Annotated in this window: 22 protein-coding genes; 19 read left to right on the top strand and 3 right to left on the bottom strand. The window is 41.8% G+C overall.

What is annotated here, in order from left to right:
* Positions 1-32: 32 nt before the first annotated feature.
* Complete coding sequence (locus tag RG608_RS08220) at positions 33-1,514, bottom strand: M protein trans-acting positive regulator PRD domain-containing protein (RefSeq protein WP_268686784.1); 1,482 nt, start codon at positions 1,512-1,514, stop codon at positions 33-35.
* Between the two features lie 293 nt (positions 1,515-1,807).
* On the opposite strand from RG608_RS08220, the gene RG608_RS08225 reads away from it, so the two are divergent.
* From RG608_RS08225 to RG608_RS08260, 8 genes are all read left to right on the top strand, one after another.
* Positions 1,808-2,047, top strand: coding sequence for a GlsB/YeaQ/YmgE family stress response membrane protein (locus RG608_RS08225; RefSeq protein WP_002899160.1), 240 nt, complete (start codon positions 1,808-1,810; stop codon positions 2,045-2,047).
* Positions 2,048-2,103: 56 nt separating this feature from the next.
* Positions 2,104-2,685, top strand: a complete 582-nt coding sequence (amaP, locus tag RG608_RS08230; RefSeq protein ID WP_268686785.1) for an alkaline shock response membrane anchor protein AmaP — start codon at positions 2,104-2,106, stop codon at positions 2,683-2,685.
* 11 nt (positions 2,686-2,696) lie between these two features.
* Entirely contained in the window at positions 2,697-2,867 is a 171-nt protein-coding gene (locus RG608_RS08235; RefSeq protein WP_002899156.1) for a DUF2273 domain-containing protein, read from the top strand.
* A 17-nt stretch (positions 2,868-2,884) separates the two neighbouring features.
* Entirely contained in the window at positions 2,885-3,475 is a 591-nt protein-coding gene (locus RG608_RS08240; RefSeq protein ID WP_002928115.1) for an Asp23/Gls24 family envelope stress response protein, read from the top strand.
* Between the two features lie 76 nt (positions 3,476-3,551).
* Complete coding sequence (locus tag RG608_RS08245; protein ID WP_002908609.1) at positions 3,552-3,755, top strand: CsbD family protein; 204 nt, start codon at positions 3,552-3,554, stop codon at positions 3,753-3,755.
* 819 nt (positions 3,756-4,574) lie between these two features.
* Positions 4,575-4,733: a hypothetical protein gene (locus RG608_RS08250; protein WP_268686786.1), complete on the top strand. Its 159-nt coding sequence runs from the start codon at positions 4,575-4,577 to the stop codon at positions 4,731-4,733.
* A complete protein-coding gene (locus RG608_RS08255; RefSeq protein ID WP_268686787.1) occupies positions 4,720-5,586 on the top strand; it encodes a hypothetical protein in 867 nt (288 codons plus the stop codon). The genes RG608_RS08250 and RG608_RS08255 overlap by 14 nt, the downstream gene beginning before the upstream one ends.
* Before the next feature lie 94 nt (positions 5,587-5,680).
* Entirely contained in the window at positions 5,681-6,382 is a 702-nt protein-coding gene (locus tag RG608_RS08260; RefSeq protein ID WP_002928110.1) for a hypothetical protein, read from the top strand.
* 3 nt (positions 6,383-6,385) lie between these two features.
* Here RG608_RS08260 and RG608_RS08265 read toward each other — a convergent pair whose 3' ends face one another.
* Positions 6,386-6,766 (bottom strand): hypothetical protein, encoded by a 381-nt coding sequence (locus RG608_RS08265; RefSeq protein WP_308946827.1) that lies wholly within the window; start codon positions 6,764-6,766, stop codon positions 6,386-6,388.
* A gap of 425 nt (positions 6,767-7,191) precedes the next feature.
* On the opposite strand from RG608_RS08265, the gene RG608_RS08270 reads away from it, so the two are divergent.
* The 11 genes from RG608_RS08270 (at position 7,192) to rpmH (ending at position 18,084) form a co-directional block, all read left to right on the top strand.
* On the top strand, positions 7,192-8,859 hold the full coding sequence (locus RG608_RS08270; protein WP_268686789.1) for a ribonuclease J: 1,668 nt from the start codon (positions 7,192-7,194) through the stop codon (positions 8,857-8,859).
* Positions 8,860-8,933: 74 nt separating this feature from the next.
* Positions 8,934-9,713: an alpha/beta hydrolase family protein gene (locus RG608_RS08275; RefSeq protein WP_268686790.1), complete on the top strand. Its 780-nt coding sequence runs from the start codon at positions 8,934-8,936 to the stop codon at positions 9,711-9,713.
* 106 nt (positions 9,714-9,819) lie between these two features.
* Positions 9,820-11,277, top strand: coding sequence for a glutamate--tRNA ligase (gene gltX / locus RG608_RS08280; protein ID WP_268686791.1), 1,458 nt, complete (start codon positions 9,820-9,822; stop codon positions 11,275-11,277).
* A gap of 89 nt (positions 11,278-11,366) precedes the next feature.
* Positions 11,367-12,002 (top strand): DUF6287 domain-containing protein, encoded by a 636-nt coding sequence (locus RG608_RS08285; RefSeq protein WP_268686792.1) that lies wholly within the window; start codon positions 11,367-11,369, stop codon positions 12,000-12,002.
* Positions 12,003-12,176: 174 nt separating this feature from the next.
* Complete coding sequence (locus RG608_RS08290) at positions 12,177-13,376, top strand: argininosuccinate synthase (protein WP_002928100.1); 1,200 nt, start codon at positions 12,177-12,179, stop codon at positions 13,374-13,376.
* 14 nt (positions 13,377-13,390) lie between these two features.
* Positions 13,391-14,776, top strand: a complete 1,386-nt coding sequence (gene argH, locus RG608_RS08295; RefSeq protein ID WP_308946829.1) for an argininosuccinate lyase — start codon at positions 13,391-13,393, stop codon at positions 14,774-14,776.
* 148 nt (positions 14,777-14,924) lie between these two features.
* On the top strand, positions 14,925-15,284 hold the full coding sequence (gene rnpA / locus RG608_RS08300) for a ribonuclease P protein component (RefSeq protein ID WP_268686794.1): 360 nt from the start codon (positions 14,925-14,927) through the stop codon (positions 15,282-15,284).
* Entirely contained in the window at positions 15,268-16,083 is an 816-nt protein-coding gene (locus tag RG608_RS08305) for a YidC/Oxa1 family membrane protein insertase (RefSeq protein ID WP_268686795.1), read from the top strand. The genes rnpA and RG608_RS08305 overlap by 17 nt, the downstream gene beginning before the upstream one ends.
* A 21-nt stretch (positions 16,084-16,104) precedes the next feature.
* Positions 16,105-17,130 carry an RNA-binding cell elongation regulator Jag/EloR gene (gene jag, locus RG608_RS08310; protein ID WP_268686796.1) on the top strand — a complete coding sequence of 342 codons (1,026 nt, stop codon included), beginning with the start codon at positions 16,105-16,107 and terminating at the stop codon, positions 17,128-17,130.
* A gap of 48 nt (positions 17,131-17,178) precedes the next feature.
* A complete protein-coding gene (locus RG608_RS08315) occupies positions 17,179-17,811 on the top strand; it encodes an HI_0552 family protein (protein ID WP_268686797.1) in 633 nt (210 codons plus the stop codon).
* 138 nt (positions 17,812-17,949) lie between these two features.
* Positions 17,950-18,084: a 50S ribosomal protein L34 gene (rpmH, locus tag RG608_RS08320; protein ID WP_002893904.1), complete on the top strand. Its 135-nt coding sequence runs from the start codon at positions 17,950-17,952 to the stop codon at positions 18,082-18,084.
* A gap of 270 nt (positions 18,085-18,354) precedes the next feature.
* On the opposite strand, the gene RG608_RS08325 is transcribed toward rpmH, so the two are convergent.
* Positions 18,355-19,767, bottom strand: a complete 1,413-nt coding sequence (locus RG608_RS08325; RefSeq protein ID WP_268686798.1) for a DUF4153 domain-containing protein — start codon at positions 19,765-19,767, stop codon at positions 18,355-18,357.
* Between the last annotated feature and the right edge of the window lie 2 nt (positions 19,768-19,769).

A 19,769-nucleotide genomic window follows, 5' to 3' on the forward strand; every position in this document is an offset into this window, starting at 1 on the left:
TTGCGGTTTTTTTGTTATAAAAATAGTCTAAATCACTCATCTAAGCGAATAAACATCATTGCGTTAAGTAAGGAGATGAGTGCGACCGTATTAATATTATTGGAATAGATCAGTCTCTTGTTCTCAATGGGTGGAATAACAAAATTAGAAATGATGATATCGTAAGGTGATTCTTTTAAAGAATCAATTGATAGTTCTAATTTATTCCAAACTTCAAGTTCAAAATTGTTGCTGCAATAATAAGAAAGTGTCTCTGCTACTGATTTTGCATGATACTGATCAAAATTACTCATGACTAGAACCTTTAATTTAGGCTGATTTTGTAAAAGATTCAGTACTAAATGTTTGCTGTGGGTGATAAAAGTATAGGATAGATGGTTGACTTTCATTGGTGTGCTATGGATATCCAAAGTCTCTAGATAATGTTCAATCCCTTCCTTTACCTCTGAAACAAAGCGAGGGAAAATATTTTTAAAGTTCTTGATTGTATTCCCTTTTTGATCAAACAGAATAAATTCTGTAGATAGTTCCTGGCGGTGCAGATGTGCTGTATTATGCAAATGACAAATAAGATTGTCATTATTGTCTATTTTTAGATTATATTTGCTTTCTATCTGATCAATTAAATCACTTAATAATTTATACGAATTTTTTACATAGCTGTCTGTTTTTGCGCAGCTCATAAATAGATTTTCATCAATGAAAAACATTTTTTGAAAATAGGAGACAAATAGTTGACCTATCACTTCTTTATTCAAAGAGATATGATATTCAGAATCAAAGCTCGCTACAATGTCTTCGATTCCTTCTGCCTGCATGAAAGATTCTAACAATTGATTGTTAAAAGAATCTTTCTCAACTTCCAAGAAATGACCAAACTTTATTCGATATAAATTTGTAACCAGGAGCAATTTTAACATTCTTTGAGTTGAGAAATTGACAGGAAATGAAGTTTCTTTATAGACCAGTTCTAACAGCTTACACAAAGGTTCTACAGAAAAATCTGTAAAGGGCCATTCAAGAAAATAATATTTTTCCGAAAAATATTGTGCAAAAAAATAACGGATATCAATCTCATCTCCAATTATCCGAGCAGGATTGAGACTAATTTTAAAATTATATTGTTTTTTTATGATTTTGTTAATATGACTGATTATACGATAGAGTGAAGAAGAGCTTATATAAAATTCTTTACAAATACTCTCAGTTTCATATCCTTCGTTAAAGAAGATGAATTCTAAAATTGAAAAATGGGTTGAATGCTTAAAAAAATGGTGATAGACCATTTCAATATCACTATCATCAGTATTAATGATACGTATGCCATTAGTAGACGAGTGAAAAATCAATTGAGGAAAAGAGGACTTGACATGGGATAAATCATCTTTTACTGAACGTTCCGTACAATTCAATAGTTCAGCTAGCTCAGAAATATGAAACCAGCGTTTGTTTTTAAATAGTAGTTCTAATAGTTCTAATTGTCTGTGGCTCTTTTTAGACAGTAATTCTCGCATTAAAATATTATCTTTCTTTATATAGTGTTTTTATTATCAGGCAATTATACCATATTTTGTGCATTTAACCTCGTTTAACAACTCTAAAATATATCTAAAAATGCTGATAAAAGCCTATAGAACAAGTAATTCTTATATTTGCGTATCTATAGTACAGATAAACGGAAAGAAAACCAAGTTGAATTATTATGTTTCCAAGTTGGAAAATTATATAATTATGTTAATCAAAAAATAATAGTAAAAAATATTATTAAACAATTTTGATTTAGAAAAAATTAGAAAGGAGAATCAATATGCTTTGGTCTATTATTGTTGGAGGAGTTATTGGTCTTATTGCTGGATCAATCACTAAAAAAGGCGGCTCAATGGGTGTTATTGCAAACGTTGTTGCAGGTTTAGTTGGTTCTGCTGTCGGTCAGTCACTTTTAGGAACTTGGGGTCCTAGTTTGGCTGGTATGGCCTTGCTTCCTTCTATCATTGGTGCAGTTATTGTAGTAGCTGTTGTATCATTTTTTGTAGGTAAAAAGGCATAAATTGTCTTTTTACTTTTCAAAATACAATTTAAAATTTAATGATGTGAGGATTCAATATGTCAAAATCAAGAAAAATACTTTCCCTTATTTTCTGTATTTTAATCTTGACAATTTTGATTCCTGTTTTGCTAGACTTTCATAAAGTCAGCGGTCTGGGGCTCCAGTTATTTAGCTGGAAGTTATTCATTTGGAAGCAGATTCCTTTTGTGGGTTACTATCTTTCTAGGTATGTTTTCTGGGGTACTGTGGTTTTAGCAAGCTTAATCTTACTACTGATGTTAGTGATAGCTTTTTATCCTAAGAGACGTTTGGAAATTCAGCTAGCTGATGCGGATGGGAAACTGATGCTGAAAAATTCAGCCATTGAAGGGTTTGTTCGTAGTCTGTTAACAGAACACGGTTTAATTAAAGATCCTACAGTTTCAGTAAATAGCCGTAAAAACAAATGCATGGTGTCCGTTAAAGGGGCAATCGTTCCTTCGGAAAACATCATCAAGAGAAGTCAGTTGATTCAAGAAGAAATTGCGTCTGGATTGACAGAATTCTTCGGAATCAATCATAATGTCAAGCTTAAAATCTCTGTCTCAGACTTCAAGCCAAAAGAAGCGGCTAAAAAAACTACTAGTCGTGTAAAGTAAGGAAGTAAAAAATGGAATGGTTTAAAAAATATCAATATCCAATCTTGTCTGGATTAGCAGGCATTATTCTAGCGTGTTTTATCCTATCCTTTGGCTTCTTTAAGACTCTATTTGTCTTGATTTGCGCTACTCTAGGGGCAGGAATTGGATATTATATTCAAAACAAAAATATATTTAAATAAGAATAAAGGAGTTTAACATGTCAAATAAAGATGTTAAAGATGTTGCAAAAAAAGAAGTTGCTCAAGCAGCTCATGAAGTAAAAGGTGAATTGACTTACGATGATAAGGTCATTCAAAAAATTATTGGTATCTCTTTAGAGAAAGTTTCAGGCTTGCTTGCTGTTGACGGTGGCTTCTTCTCTAACTTAAAAGATAAAATTGTCAACTCTGACAATGTCACTCATGGCGTTAACGTTGAAGTTGGTAAAGAACAAGTAGCTGTTGACTTGAACGTAGTTGTGGAATATCAAAAGAATGTTCCTGCATTATACGAGGAAATCAAAAAAGTTGTTGTGGAAGAAGTATCTAAGATGACTGATTTGGAAGTTGTTGAAGTAAATGTCAATGTTGTTGATATTAAAACAAAAGAACAACACGAAGCTGACTCAGTAAGCCTGCAAGATCGTGTGACAGACGTTGCTGAATCAACAGGCGAATTTGCTTCAGAGCAATTCGAAAAAGCAAAATCTGGTATTAGCGGCGGTTTCTCAGCTGTTCAAGAAAAAGTTGGCGATGGTGTAGAGGCTGTTAAAGACGCTGCATCAAATGAAAAAGCTCGCGTTCGTTAATTCTCTAACCAAGATTAGGAATTCTTATATTCTTTCATTGCTTTAAAAATTGAAACTAATAAAGGAGGTATCAATTATGTCTACAGAAGAAAAATTCAACCAAGCTAAAGGTTCTGTAAAAGAAGGCCTAGGCAAATTAACTGGTGATAAAAAAACAGAAAAAGAAGGAGCTGCTGAAAAAGTAGTTTCAAAAGTTAAAGAAGTTGCAGTAGATGCCAAAGATGCTGTTGAAGGCGCAATCGAAGGCGTTAAAAATATGGTTAAAAAAGACGAAAAATAAGAGAAAAATTGATTTTCCTTAAAAATAATCTTTCTTAATTCTAGCAGCGGACAAACGCTATATACAGTTTAAAGGAGGCCATATTTCAAGGTCTCCTTTTCTACTTAAAAGATTTTTTGATTTTTAGAGTGTAAACGCTTGCAAAAATCTAAATAGAGTACTATAATAGAGTTAAAGAAATAGAGAGAAAGGAAACCAAATTCATTCGCTTTTAAGTTTACTTTGTTGGTATAGTTGTTTGTAATACATAAGTAGTTGCTTTACTTGACATATTGGTTGAATTGTCAGACAGGCCTGCTTAGCTTGCCTGATTGTAACGATAGTATAGAAAGTAGAAGCTTTTAGATGGTTTTCAAACTTCGAGAATTCAATCAATAGTGCTTTATTATGTTATAGAGATTTCCAATGTTAAGATAAAAAGAAAATCATTAGCGGTTGAAGGAATTAAAAGTTTATAAAAAATAATAAAAACAATAAATAAAAAATTGTTATTCAGTTACACCTTGGATGAACTGATTGCTCTCATACCAGCGAAGTAAACCAGACCTCTAGCCGAGTAAAGCTAGAGGTCGTTTTTTGCTACGATTGGCATGCCATATATCTGGGGTGAAAGCCCTCTGGGGGATGTTTTCTTGTACTTTGCAAGTATAATATACCGTTGACAAGAAAGGGTTTTCGTTATATATTTATATTAGGAATGATGATTGGGAAACAATTAGCAGTTAGAAGGGAGGTTATTATAGGAGCTGTTTTTCAAGCGTCATCATTGCTTTTCATTATTAGAAGGGTATGATTATGCCGATTATAAGAAAAGTTCAAATGTATCTTTTACTTCTGTTTTTCTCTTTGAGCAGTGTCTTGCCAAGTCAGATTGTCTTTGCGGAGCAGTCGCAGAACGGAGAGATAAGCGATACAGTGCTGTCCAATCTCTATCTGGTAGACTCTTCTCTGCAAAAAAGTTGGTTTGTCCATCAATGATTTTACGTCATTAAATCGGAAAGACGACGAATTTTATCGGGATTTGAAGGAGTATGTCAATGATGTGGCTAATCAACTGACAGGCGATAAAGAAGCGATGGAGAAGCAGGAAAAAGCCAAAAACATGGCTAATCAATGGAATTATGCTTATGAGATGGCCAAGTTAAACATGGGCCGCGATGCCAATGCGACAACTCTTGAAAAAGAGACAGCCTATATGTATCTGTCTCACTTCGTGGACATTAAGACAGGTGTTTTAGAGAAAGTCGTACCAGAGTATTCTAACGAAACCTACTTCAGTTCCTGGATTGTCAATGACGACAGGCGCACTTACGATACCTATCTAAGAGGGGTTCAGAGGGGAGAACTGATTTATAATACTATCAATACCGTTAAAACCCTAAAAGATAGTGCTGATTTATTGAAGGAGGCTGTCAATATAGAAGAACTTGATTTGACTGCTTCGCAGACAGCACTTAGAGCATCTCATTTGATAATACAAGCTGGTAGAAGTGGAGTAGATTTAAGAAATCAAGTGGACACCTTTAAAACCTTATATAATTCTTCCTCAAATTTAAGGGAACTAATCGCAGCCTTGAATAAAAGTCTTGACTTGGAAAAATATGACGAATACTATAGGAATAGTGTGGTAGACTTACTCTTCAATGCTGTTTCCTCCGTAACAATCGGAGTAGACAGCTATGTTCTGTCAAGTCTGGGAGTTATGCCGCAAGGACTCTTCTTCATGGTCGCCAAGGATTTGATTGACAAATACCGCTGGATTTCGCTGATTCAATACAATGGCATGCGGGTCAGCAAGCGGATGCTCCGATACTATGGTGTTGACTGGTGATAAGCAATTTGCAAGACCATGTGAGCCAATAAAAGGTGAGAAACCCGAATATCATACAGCTTGATATTCGGGTTTTTGGAAAGGTAAAGAGAAAATGAAGCTGAAAAAAGAAAAATGTCGGCACCAGCTGTTTGACTATGAGGCCGACTATGTCATCTGCCCAGCCTGCGGTGAGCCTATTGCGGAGAATATACCGAATAATCCCAATTTCAAGCTGCAGATGATTCGGCGGAGTCGGAAGTATAAAAGATTTTTAAGGTGGAAAAAAGGTTATTTCTTTTTCTTGTTTTTAATATTATTTTTAATGTTATTCATTATCTTCAATTATCAATTCTTGGATAGTTTAGTGATTAAAAGCTACGGGATTACAGGTATTGATTCTTTTGAGCCTATTCTCAAATGGAGCTTCTATCCCTTCAAAGATGTTGTAGAGACAGCGGCCGTCCTCACTTTTATTCTTGCAGGACCTCAGCTTGATAGACGAGAATGGCTGAGACGCTGGCATCTTCAAAAGCATGCACATTACTATTTGGCATCATATCTGTATCCAGTAATCAGAGTAGCAAATTATATTCTGTTAATTTATCTAGGCAGTGAATTTTGGAGTAAGCTTATTTATTTAGAAGAGATGGACTTGTTGAATTATCACTTAGGTGGTCAGGAACTGATTTACGCTAGCGCGGTCTATGCTAAGGAAAATCTTCGCGGCCTTTACATTGTTCTGGGCCTTAATTTTCTTGCAGACTGCTGGCTCTTTTTCTACCAGCGCTTGGCTATATGGGCGAATCGTTTTTAGGATTTATGAAAGAGTATGAATATAAAAAAAGAAAAATGCCGCCACCAACTGTTTGACTATGAAGCCGACTATGTCATTTGTACGGCCTGCCTCTTTCTGCCTCTGATCTTTCCTTGCCATATCGGTCTTTGGGTAGAAGTGATTGGAATTTTGACGACCTAAATCCTGCCCGGCTTTCTCAGTAATCCCAATCACAGTTTTGTCTCGGCTGATCTCAGCCCCATCGATTTTGCTCATTTGATTGAGCGGCTGTTTCTTCTGGACATTATCACTTTTGGGTAGAAGTTGATTGGGCTTTCCGAGCATTTCGGCAATGAAAATTCCTCCCCCTGTCTGACCTTCTGCCCTATACCCCTTGTAATAAGCTAGAACGTAGATTCTCAATGAGGTTTCTGCTTATAGAGGTAGCGTTTCCGATTCTAAGCTTGATAGCTAGCCTGCTGTTCTTTTCTGCTCATGCTCTGGCAACGGTCGGGCTGGCTTTCTTGGTTACAGCTGCTATAATGGTTTATTTTGTCCGTTTTAATCTGACTGGCAAAGCCTAACCCTAAAAAGGGACAGTTTGCGGCTGTTTCTTTTTTTGCTGTCGGTGTGTTTTTCGTGGTTAGAAAAATAGCTCCATTCTAAGTGATAATGGAAAAACAATTTTTCTTTGTTTTGAAAAAAGCTGAAAAAATGCTATAATAGGTTAGATGTGCGAACCTTTGGTTTGCAAGACTGTAATTCGACTTGGCTAGCCAAGGACCGTTAGTAATAAAATAAAGAATCTTTGTTAAAAGTGAGGTTCTGAAAATTGAATAGGAGAAAAAATGAGCAAGAGCAATATTAAACTGATTGCTTTGGGCGGCGTACGTGAAAATGGTAAAAACCTCTACGTTGCCGAAGTGGATGATTCCATTTTTGTATTGGATGTTGGGTTGAAGTACCCAGAAAATGAGCAGTTGGGTGTGGATTATGTCGTTCCCAACATGGACTATTTGTTTGAAAACAAGAAGCGGATTGCGGGTGTCTTTCTGACACATGGGCACGCAGATGCGATTGGTGCTCTGCCTAATCTTTTGGCAGATGCGAAGGTGCCAGTTTTCGGATCAGAGTTGACGATTGAGCTGGCTAAGCTTTTTGTTAAAAATAACGATGCAGTTAAGAAGTTCAATGATTTCCATGTGATTGATGAAAATACTGAGATTGAATTTGGTAAAACCGTGGTTTCCTTCTTCCGGACGACCCACTCGATTCCTGAGAGTTTGGGAATTGTCATCAAGACCAGAAAAGGCAGCATCGTTTATACAGGTGATTTCAAGTTTGACCAGTCTGCCAGCCCCTCCTACGCGACAGACTTTGGCCGTTTAGCTGAAATTGGCCGTGAGGGTGTTCTGGCCTTGCTCAGTGATTCAGCCAATGCGGACAGTAGCGTTCAGGTGGCTAGTGAGAGCGAGGTTGGCAAGGAAATCGAAGATACGATTGCCGACTGGGATGGCCGCGTGATTGTTGCGGCGGTTGCCAGCAACTTGTCTCGTATCCAGCAGGTCTTTGATGCAGCTGCTGAGACTGGCCGTCGAGTGGTTTTGACAGGCTTTGATATTGAAAATATCGTTCGTACAGCTATCCGCCTCAAGAAGCTGTCCTTGGTGGACGAACGCCTTTTGATCAAGCCTAAGGAAATGTCTAAGTTTGAAGACCATGAGCTGATTATCTTGGAGACTGGCCGGATGGGTGAGCCTATCAATGGCCTGCGCAAGATGTCGATCGGCCGTCACCGCTATGTGGAAATCAAGGAAGGCGATTTGATTTACATCGTAACGACGCCGTCAATTGCCAAGGAAGCGGTCGTAGCTCGCGTGGAAAATATGATTTATCAGGCGGGTGGCATTGTCAAGCTGATTACCCAAAACCTGCGGGTTTCGGGTCATGGGAATGCGCGTGATTTGCAGCTCATGATTAACCTGCTGCAGCCTAAGTACCTCTTCCCTATTCAGGGTGAGTACCGTGGCTTGGATGCTCATGCTAAGGCTGCCATGGAAGTCGGCATGCTGCCGGAAAATATCTTCATTCCTAAGCGGGGCAGCATCATGGAATACGACCATGGTGATTTTGTGCCTGCTGGTGCTGTGTCAGCAGGAGATGTCATGATTGATGGGAATGCGATCGGTGATGTGGGCAATATCGTCCTGCGCGACCGCAAGGTCTTGTCTGAAGATGGTATTTTCATCGTGGCACTCACAGTTAACCGTAAGGAAAAGAAAATCATTTCCAAGGCTAAGGTACACACCCGTGGATTTGTCTATGTCAAGAAGAGCAGAGATATTTTGCGTGAAAGCTCTGACATTATCAATAAAACAGTGGAAGACTATCTGGCGCAGGATAGCTTTGACTGGGGTGAGCTGAAAGGAGCTGTCCGTGACAGTTTGGCCAAATATCTCTTTGACCAAACCAAGCGTCGTCCAGCTATTTTGCCGGTCGTTATGGAAGTGCGGTAAAAATCTAAACACAAATACAAGAAAAGTCGGGCTTCGGCTTTTTCTTGTCAGGAAGATACGAAGGAGAAATGCGAATGGCAGTGATGAAAATAGAGTATTATTCTGAGGCTTTGGAGATGGAATGGGGCGTCAATGTCCTCTATCCGGACGCAGCTCGTGTTGATAAGCCGGATGATAAGGATATTCCTGTTTTGTACCTGCTTCATGGTATGAACGGTAACCACAATAGCTGGCTCAAGCGCTCAAATATTGAGCGTCTGGTTCGCTCGACCAACTTGATTGTTGTTATGCCTAATACCAGCAACGGCTGGTACACCGATACTCAGTACGGCTTTAACTATTACGAAGCCATCGCTGAGGAGCTGCCTCGGGTGCTCAAGCGCTTTTTCCCAAATATGTCAGATAAGCGGGAGAAGAATTTTATCGCTGGTCTTTCCATGGGCGGATATGGAGCCTTTAAGCTGGCTCTCAAGTCTAACCGCTTTTCATACGCAGCTAGTCTTTCTGGCGCTTTGAGTTTTCTTGATGCTCGACCAGATAATGCTGAAATAGCAACACCAGCCTATTGGCGGGGAGTTTTTGGAGACTATAAAGACTGGACCAGTAGTCCTCATTCGCTAGAGAGCATAGCTAAGCAATCTGATAAAAAGACCAAGCTTTGGGCATGGTGCGGCGAAGAGGATTTTCTCTACGAGGCTAATCAGGAGGCAGTAAAAAACCTGCAAGACTTGGGCTTGGAGATTACTTACAGCCACAGCCCGGGTAAGCATGAGTGGTATTACTGGGAAAAGCAGATGGAGAATGTGCTGGCCTGGCTTCCTATCGACTTCCAGCTGGAAGAGCGCCTATCGTAAAAATAGACTGTAAAGTCGTATTCTGCCTTCAGAGTATGATATAATGATTACGTTTGAAAATCGGAGTGGGAATAATTCCCTGAAACACAAATAGGAGAATGGAACTTTGACAAAAGCGATTCGAGTGCGTTACGCACCAAGTCCGACTGGACTTTTACACATCGGAAATGCGCGGACTGCGCTCTTTAACTACCTCTATGCTCGTCATCATGGCGGGACCTTCATTATCCGTATTGAGGATACAGACCGCAAGCGCCATGTAGAAGACGGAGAACGTTCACAGCTCGAAAACTTACGCTGGCTGGGCATTGACTGGGATGAAAGTCCTGAGACTCACGAAAACTACCGCCAGTCTGAGCGCTTGGATATTTACCAAAAATACGTCAATGAACTCTTGGACAAGGGCTTGGCTTACAAGTCCTATGTGACTGAGGAAGAATTAGCGGCTGAACGCGAACGTCAGGAGGAAGCTGGTGAAACACCGCGTTATATCAATGAGTTTCTAGGCATGTCAGAGGACGAGAAGGCAGCCTACATCGCTGAGCGCGAAGCAGCGGGTGTTATTCCGACGGTTCGTCTGGCTGTTAATGAAGCTGGTGTCTACAGGTGGACTGACATGGTCAAGGGCGAAATTGAGTTTGAAGGCGGCAATATTGGTGGCGATTGGGTTATCCAGAAGAAAGACGGCTATCCAACCTACAACTTTGCTGTGGTTATTGATGACCATCTGATGGAAATTTCACATGTTATTCGTGGAGATGACCACATTGCCAACACGCCTAAGCAACTCATGGTTTATGAAGCTCTGGGCTGGGAAGCTCCAGAATTTGGCCACATGACCCTGATTATTAACTCTGAAACAGGTAAGAAGCTGTCCAAGCGCGATACCAATACCTTGCAGTTTATCGAGGATTATCGCAAGAAGGGGTATCTGCCAGAAGCAGTCTTTAACTTTATTGCACTGCTGGGCTGGAATCCTGGCGGCGAGCATGAGATTTTCTCTCGTCAAGAGTTGATTGAGCTCTTTGATGAAAAACGTCTCAGTAAGTCCCCTGCTGCTTTTGACCAGAAGAAGCTGGACTGGATGAACAACGAATACATCAAGAATGCAGATTTTGACACAATATTCGCTCTGGCTAAGGCATACCTGGAAGAAGCGGGCCGTTTGACAGACAAGGCAGAAAAGCTTGTAGAGCTCTATAAACCACAAATGAAGTCTGTAGACGAAATCGTGCCGCTGACAGACCTCTTCTTTGCGGACTTTCCAGAGTTGACAGATGCGGAGCGTGAGGTCATGGCTGGTGAAACGGTACCGACCGTGTTGACAGCCTTCAAAGAAAAGCTAGAAGCCATGTCTGATGCAGATTTTGTGACGGAGAATATCTTCCCACAAATCAAGGCTGTCCAAAAAGAGACAGGAATCAAGGGTAAAAATCTCTTTATGCCGATTCGGATTGCCGTTTCGGGCGAAATGCATGGACCAGAGCTGCCAGATACGATTTACCTGCTGGGCCGCGAAAAATCCATCCAGCATATCGAAAACATGCTGAATCAAATTCAATAAGATAAACCAGCTTTCTAGCTGGTTTTTACTTTGCAAATTTTTGTTTTTATGTCACAATTGTAATAAGAAAATACCTTAAGGAGAGAAAAATGAAAAAATGGATCATCATCTTGATTGGAGGACTAGTAGCCTTACTCGTGCTAGTAACCTGTAATCAAAAGAAAGAGCAGACGAATCCTGCTTCCAACAATTCTAAAGCAAGTTCGACTAGTTCTGCATCTTCTAAAAAGTTTGAAAGAGGGACCAATTCGAGCGAACTTGATAGTCAAGCGGATAATCAGGAAACTTCTGATACAGGCTCTCAGCAGAATTTGGAAACTGAAGCTGAAAAGTCTACCAAGGAAACTAGCAAAGGAGAGAAAGAGACGGCATCAACTTCTAGTTTGGATATGAAGGCTATTGCTTCTGGAGATTTCTCCAGCATGATTGGTACTTGGCAGGATGCCAAAGGGAACAGTTATACATTCGATGCGTCTGGTATTGAGTCAGATGTTGCCAAGCTTGAGACAGGAGATTACTCTGGGCCAGATGAAAATGGGATTTACCGAGCAGGGATTCGTTGGAAAAACCAAACTGGTGCTGCCTTTCTTATAATCCCAGCAGGAAAGAGTCTGCCAGCTGGGGAGACTGTCAATGGAACGGATCCGACTGATACCAGTCAAGATCGCTTTATCATTACTCAAAGCGTTTCCGAACATCCCGATGTTTTTTACCGCGTAAAATAAGGAGTCTTGACAGACTCTTTTTTCTTGTTTTAAGTCCAGTATATAATATATTGATTTTGAATAAAAATCGATAAAACGCTTTTATTTTAATAAATATTAAATTTCCTCTTGACATTCGCATTTTCATACAGTAGAATGTTTAAAAATAAAATGTAGAAGGATAGAGGTAATCGCATGGTTAAAGAGAAAGTCATTTTAGCGTATTCCGGCGGCTTGGACACTTCGGTGGCTATTACTTGGCTGGACAAGGATTATGATGTGATCGCGGTCTGCATGGACGTAGGTGAAGGAAATGATTTAGATTTCATTCATGACAAGGCGCTGAAAGTTGGCGCTATCGAATCACATGTTATTGATGTTAAAGACGAGTTTGCGGAAGACTACGTCTTGGTTGCTCTGCAAGGACACACCTTCTATGAACGAAAATATCCTCTAGTGTCCGCTCTGAGCCGACCTTTGATTTCTAAGAAATTGGTTGAAATTGCCCACAAGACGGGGGCGACGACCATTGCCCATGGCTGTACCGGAAAAGGAAACGATCAGGTTCGCTTTGAAGTGGCTATCGCCTCCTTGGATCCCAGTCTCAAGGTCATTGCTCCGGTTCGGGAGTGGAAATGGTCTCGGGAAGAAGAAATCAATTATGCCAAAGCTAATGGTGTGCCCATTCCTGCAGATCTGGATAGTCCTTATTCAGTCGACCAAAACCTTTGGGGACGGGCCAATGAGTGTGGTGTCTTGGAAAACCCTTGGAATGAAGCGCCGGAAGATGCCTATGATTTGACGGTTGCGCCAGAAGCAGCGCCAGACAGCCCAGTCTATGTAAATATTGACTTTGAGGCTGGCGTGCCAGTTGCTTTAGATGGCAAAAAGATGAAGTTGGCGGACTTGATTCTTGAGCTGAATGACTTGGCAGGACAGCACGGTGTTGGGCGGATTGACCATGTGGAAAATCGTCTGGTAGGGATTAAGTCTCGGGAAATTTATGAATGCCCTGGGGCGGTGACTCTCTTGGCTGCCCACAAGGAAATCGAGGATCTGACTCTAGTCAGAGAATTGGCTCATTTCAAGCCGATTATCGAAAATGAGCTGTCTAATCTCATCTATAATGGTCTCTGGTTTAATCCAGCGACAGAAGCCTTGATTGCCTATCTCAAATCCACCCAGCAAGTGGTCAATGGCACAGCTAAGGTGAAGCTTTATAAGGGGTCTGCGACAGTCGTGGCGCGTAAGTCTGACAATTCTCTTTACGATGAAAGTCTGGCCACTTATACCAGTGCAGATACTTTTGACCAGGATGCTGCGATTGGCTTTATCAAGCTGTGGGGGCTTCCATCTAAGGTTCACGCAGAGGTTCAGGCTCACAAAGACAAATAGAAAGGGGCTTTCCTATGGCGAATCATAAACTGTGGGGCGGACGTTTTGAAGCCTCTCTGGAAGGCTGGGTAGAAGAGTTTGGTGCCAGCATCGGATTTGACTATCGTCTGGCTCCTTATGATCTGCAGGGCAGCCTAGCCCATGTCAAAATGTTGGGGCAGACAGGAATCATTGCTCCAGAGGAAGCGGCTGCTATTCAGGCGGGCTTGGAAAAGCTGTTAGCACGTTATGAGGCTGGAGAGCTTGAGTTTGATGTGCGTAATGAAGATATTCATATGAATATGGAGGCTCTTCTGACCGAGGAGATTGGGCCAGTAGCTGGTAAGCTCCATACGGCTCGCTCCCGTAATGACCAGGTGGCGACAGATATGCACCTTTATCTCAAGGATCAGCTCGGTCAGATTGCGGAGAAACTCTTGAATTTGCGACAGGTGCTGCTGGCCTTGGCAGAAGAGCATGTAGAGACCATCATGCCAGGCTATACCCATCTGCAGCATGCTCAGCCGATTAGCTTTGCCCATCATCTGCTGGCCTATTATCAGATGTTCAGCCGGGATAGTCAGCGCTTTGCTTTTAATCTGGAGCATACGGATTTGTCTCCTTTAGGAGCAGCGGCTCTGGCGGGGACAACATTTCCGATTGACCGAGAGTTGACAGCTGATTTATTGGGCTTCAAAGGTATTTACCACAATTCCTTGGATGCGGTCAGTGATCGGGACTTTATCTTAGAATTTCTATCTAACAGCAGCATTCTCATCATGCATCTGTCTCGTCTCTGCGAGGAGCTGATTAACTGGTGCAGCTATGAATACGGCTTTGTCAGCCTGTCAGATACCTTTAGCACCGGGTCTTCCATTATGCCGCAAAAGAAAAATCCGGACATGGCGGAGCTGATTCGGGGCAAGAGCGGTCGGGTTTACGGTCATCTCTTCAGCCTTCTGACGGTTATGAAATCCTTGCCCTTGGCTTACAATAAGGACCTGCAGGAAGACAAGGAAGGCATGTTTGATACAGTAGATACCATCCAAAAATCGCTGGATATTATGGCGGGTATGCTGTCTAGTATGACTGTAAACAAAGAAAAAATGCTGGTCTCAACTCAGCAGGATTTCTCCAATGCGACAGAATTGGCTGACTATCTGGCCAAGAAAGGACTGCCTTTCCGGGAAGCCCATGAGATTGTCGGAAAGTTGGTGCTGGAATGCAGCAAGGCAGGCTATTACTTACAGGATATCTCTCTGAATCGCTATCAGGAAGTGTCGTCGCTGATTGAGGAAGATATTTATCAAGCGCTTGAGTCCCAGAATGCTGTACAAAAGCGGAATTCCCTTGGCGGGACAGGATTTGCACAGATCCGTCAGGAATTTGAAAGAGCGAAGAAACAGCTGGAAAAGGCATAAGATATAGGGAACATCGCAAGGGGATTGCGGTGTTTTTTAAGTGAATCGACCTTTTAAATATTTGTAAAAACAGCGTCATAGCGGCTCTTATTGGCATTTTCGAAAAATATGGTATAATAGATATAATTTTGGTGGATGGAGTTGAGTTTTGAGAAAAAACTATCGCGTCAAGAGCGAAAAAGATTTTAATGCGATTTTTAAAAAAGGGCAGAGTTTTGCTAATCGAAAATTTGTCGTTTACATGTTAGAAAAAGATCAGAAGCATTTTCGAGTTGGAATTTCCGTCAGTAAAAAGCTAGGGAATGCAGTAGTTCGTAATCGTATTAAAAGAAAAATTCGCCATGTCTTGATGCAGCATCAGAAACAGTTAGTCCAGGCAGACTTCGTCGTTATTGCTCGCAAAGGAGTGGAAGAGCTGGACTACCACCAAGTTGAACAAAATTTATTGCATGTATTAAAGATTGCTAAACTTTATCAGGAAGGATTCATTTGTGAAACAGAAAAGTAAATTAGGGATTTTGCTGGTTGCCTCGCTGCTCTTTCTCACAGCCTGCGGAACCAGTCAAGTAACGGCCGATTCACATGGCTTTTGGGAGAAGCTGGTCTATTTCTTTGCAGATACCATTCGCTTTCTATCATTTGGTGGAAGCAAGGGGATTGGGATTATTCTCTTTACCTTGATTATCCGGACAGTTCTCCTGCCGGTCTTCCAATTCCAGACGACTTCTTCGCGCAAGCTGCAGGAAGTACAGCCACATATCAAGCAGCTGCAGGAAAAGTATCCTGGTAAGGATATGGAGAGCAGAACAGCCTTGGCTGAGGAAACGCAAAAACTCTACAAAGAAATGGGTGTCAATCCCTATGCCTCATTCATTCCACTCTTTATCCAGATGCCAGTGCTCTTGGCTCTGTTTCAAGCCCTGACTCGGGTTGAATTTATGAAAACTGGCCACTTCCTCTGGCTCAATCTAGGAGCGACAGATCCGACCTTTATTCTTCCGCTGTTGGCGGCTCTCTTCACTTTCTTCAGTACTTGGCTTTCAAACAAGGCCTTGCCTGAGAGAAATGGCGGTATGACAGTCATGATGTACCTGATGCCAGTGATGATTTTCTTTTTTGCCCTCTATGCAGCGAGTGGGGTAGCCCTCTACTGGGCGGTCTCAAATGCTTATCAGGTGGTTCAGACCTTGCTGCTGAGCAATCCTTTTAAAATCATTGCCGAGCGGGAAGCCAAGGAACGGTCAGAGCGTCAATTGGAACAGAAAAAGAAACGTGCCCTGAAAAAAGCACAGAAAAAGAAAAAGTAAGTAAGAAGGAGGACTCTTGCAATGGTTATTTTTACAGGAGCAAGTGTTGAAGAAGCCATTCAAAATGGTTTGAAAACGTTGGATATTCCACGGATGAGAGCGCATATCACTGTTATTTCACGTGAGAAAAAAGGCTTTTTAGGTCTGTTTGGCAAGAAGCCAGCTCAGGTGGATGTCGAGCCGATTGCTGAGACGACAGTTGTCAAGGCCAATCAAAAGGCTGTAAAAGGTGTTCCCGAAGAGATTAACGCTCAGAATGAGCCTGTGCAGTCTGTCAGTGAAGCGACGGTTGATTTGGGCCGTGTGGTAGCTGCCATCAAGAAGGTCGAAGGAGAAGGCGAAGTTATCTCAGATGAGGTCAAGGCTGAAATTCTCAAAAATGACAAGCAAGCCAATACGATTTTAGAAGAGACTGGCACTATTGATCTTCTCAAGACCAACCAAGCTATTGATGAGGCAGTTGCTCAAGCAGAAGCGGACGATAGTAAGGTTATCTCTTTTGAACAAGCAGCTAAAGACAAGACTGAGCCGACAGAAACAGAAGAAAGCTCGTTTGCTGACTTAGGCATCCAAGTTGAAGCAGACTATGATATTGAAGAAGTAGTTGAAAACGTAACGAACTATGTTCAGAAAATTGTTGATGAGATGGATGTTGAAGCGGGCATTTCCAGCAGCCACAACCGCCGAACTATCAACATGCAGATTGATACCAATGAACCGGGGCGCGTGATTGGCTACCACGGAAAAGTCTTGAAAGCTCTGCAGCTATTAGCGCAAAACTATCTTTATAACCGATACTCTAAGAGCTTTTATATTTCCATTAATGTCAATGACTATGTTGAGCATCGGGCAGAAGTGCTGCAAAGCTATGCGCAGAAACTGGCTCAGCGGGCTTTGGAAGACCGACGCGGTCAGCACACAGACCCTATGTCTAACAGCGAGCGTAAAATTATCCACCGCATCATCTCTCGCATCGATGGCGTGACTAGCTATTCCGAAGGTGACGAGCCAAACCGCTATGTCGTTGTGGATATTGACAGCGAATAAAAAGAAAGCCAGCAGAGATGCTGGTTTTTGCATATAGAAAGGATTTTTATGTCACTTTTTCCAGCTATTGAAAGTTATCTGCCTCATCAAGGGGCTAAGTATATATCTCCAGACAAGGCAGGGCAGCTGCGTGAGTCTATGTTGGAGTTGAGAGCTAAGGGGCAGGCGGCACGCAAGGAGTTTGCAGACCTGGTCAAGGATTTTCAGAGCCTCTATCCTAAGCTGACCTTGGAGCGAACCAGCCAGTGGATGAATCAGGCACAGATACTGCGGCCCCATTTTTGGAATTATCTTAAAGGCTATGGAGAAATTACTGAGCCAATGTTTGCTCTGCGCTTGTATGGAACTGCAGAAGATTTTGGAGTGTCGCTGGAGGTGAGCTTCATGGAGCGCAAGAAAGATGAGCACAGCCTCAGCAAGCAAAATCGGGTATTGGAGCTACCTATTCAGCCACCAGCTTACTATTTTGCTCAGATAGATGGTGTGAGTCAGCGCTTTGAAGGCAGAGAGGAAAATCGCCAGTTCCTTAATCAGCAGCTGACGGTTGGACAAGTTCGTAAGGTCTTGGTCAAATACGATATTCCTCTTTCTCAGGCTGTTTCAAGAGAGCAGGTACTGTCCCAGCTTCAGGAGGCCATGACAGCCTTGATTCCCTTTTATGAAGCGACTCGGACTTTATGATTACGTTTACAAAGAGAAAGTTATTTAAGTAAGTATTGACAAAAGTCTTGGAATCATATAGAATAGTAAAGTATGTTTAGTAACTGATCACAACTAGCCGGCTAAACGAATACAAGAATCTAAGAGGAGGTATTCATCGTGAAACGTACTTATCAACCAAGTAAAATCCGTCGTGCGCGTAAACATGGTTTCCGCCACCGTATGTCAACTAAAAACGGTCGTCGTGTATTGGCAGCTCGCCGTCGTAAAGGACGCAAAGTTTTGGCTGCTTAATCCAAACGATTTATCAAAAAACCAGCGGAGACTCGAGACCGCTGGTTTTTTTGCGCTTTTAACGAGAGGACTCTATAGAACGAAGTTCAGTACTTGATAAGTGGTAGCAGTTTTGTCCTTTTTTTCTGAGTTCATAGATTTGAACTTTGTCCTCATAAGTTAATTTCATTTAAAAAACACCCCAAAAGTTAGATTTTTTGTGTCTAACTTTTGGGGTGCGGTTCATAATCTACTTTCTGGTTTTTGAATGTCGTTAAGATCCATTGCTCCTTATCCTGCTGGTAAAAGTATTGGATAAAGATAGCAGAGCAAGGTAAAGCTTATCAGGGCGTAAAAGATGCCAATGCGAATGGCTTGGATAGGTTTGTAGAAACGAATCAGGGTCAGTAGGCACCAAACTAAGAGTACTAGGATAAACCATGCTGAAATCAAGCGCAGCGGTGTTGGTCCGTAAAGGTAGATGTAGATGCCAAATAATTTCCAGCCAGCTAGCAAGGCCAGCAGACCCGTAAAGATAAAGAGGATAGTAGCTGCGAATCGCGTCCCTTTATAGTCCCAGAGTGGCTTTTTGGCAATCAGATAGAAGACACCTAGAACTGCAAAGTTAAGGATAGAGACCCGAACCAGCTGCCAGAAGCCAGCTACAGCAACAGTCGAAGCATTCTGTGGAGAAATAGCTTGAGCGACTGTTCCGGCGCTCAGGAGCTGACCGAGCTCACCCAGACCTGTCAGGAAGAAGACAGCATAGGTCAGACAGAGGCTACCGATGATAATGTAGGCTGCCAAAGCAGGGGCTACTCGCAAAGGGCAGATGCTTGCTTGAAATTTTTTGTAGCTTAGTTTAGTATCTTTTTTGCCTAACAGACTGCCGGCAAGGAGCCCATACAAGTAGAGACTAACAGGGACAGCCAGGCAGGCCTTGAAGAGAATCATGCTGCTATCAAGACTTGAAAAGAGCGAGTCAAGTAGATTCTCAATGAAATCAGCGGTATTGCTGAAGAAAGAGGCAAAGCTGTCTGAAACCTGACTCAGCTGGGACCAGACAAAGTAGACCAAGATTCCCGCGACAAAGAAGCTGCTGACAATAATAGCGAGCTGTTGGGCTTTCTTTGAAGATATACTGTCAGAGCTGTCAGAAGAGTCCTGCTGCTTACCTTCTATAAAGACTAGAATGGCAGCAATGAAGTTTTTAAAGGGCAGGATGCAGAAGGCTTGAATGGCATCAAACCAGACTAGAATCCCCAAACGCCCCTGACTTAACCAGCCGGTGCGGGACAGAATGTAGAAGGCGAATGAGATGTGGATGGCTAGAAATTGGAAAAATTCTAGCTGGCGATGAAGTCCCCAGATACTTAAAGCGAGGGCCTGAGCTAGCGTCATAATCAGAAAGCTTCTAGCCTCTAACCTGCTGTCAAGATTTTTCATCTGCAGAGATGGATAGGCCAATTTCCTGATTAGGGTTTCGCTTAACAATATAAGACCAATTGCAAAAGGGAAAAAGGGTGCAGTTTGATAATTAAAAAATACAGCAGAGTAAAAGTAAGTTAAGAGATAGAGAATCAGATAGCTGATTTTAAAGAATCGCAGTTGCCTGTCCTCTAGGCCTGTGAAGATGGTCTGTCGTTCTGCTTCTGCGGGCAGACAAGGCTGGACATTCATCTGTTCTTGTGCTGGATATTCCATAA

It is taken from the genome of Streptococcus sp. IsoGale022 (genome assembly GCF_031142805.1).
Taxonomy (GTDB): domain Bacteria; phylum Bacillota; class Bacilli; order Lactobacillales; family Streptococcaceae; genus Streptococcus; species Streptococcus sanguinis_A.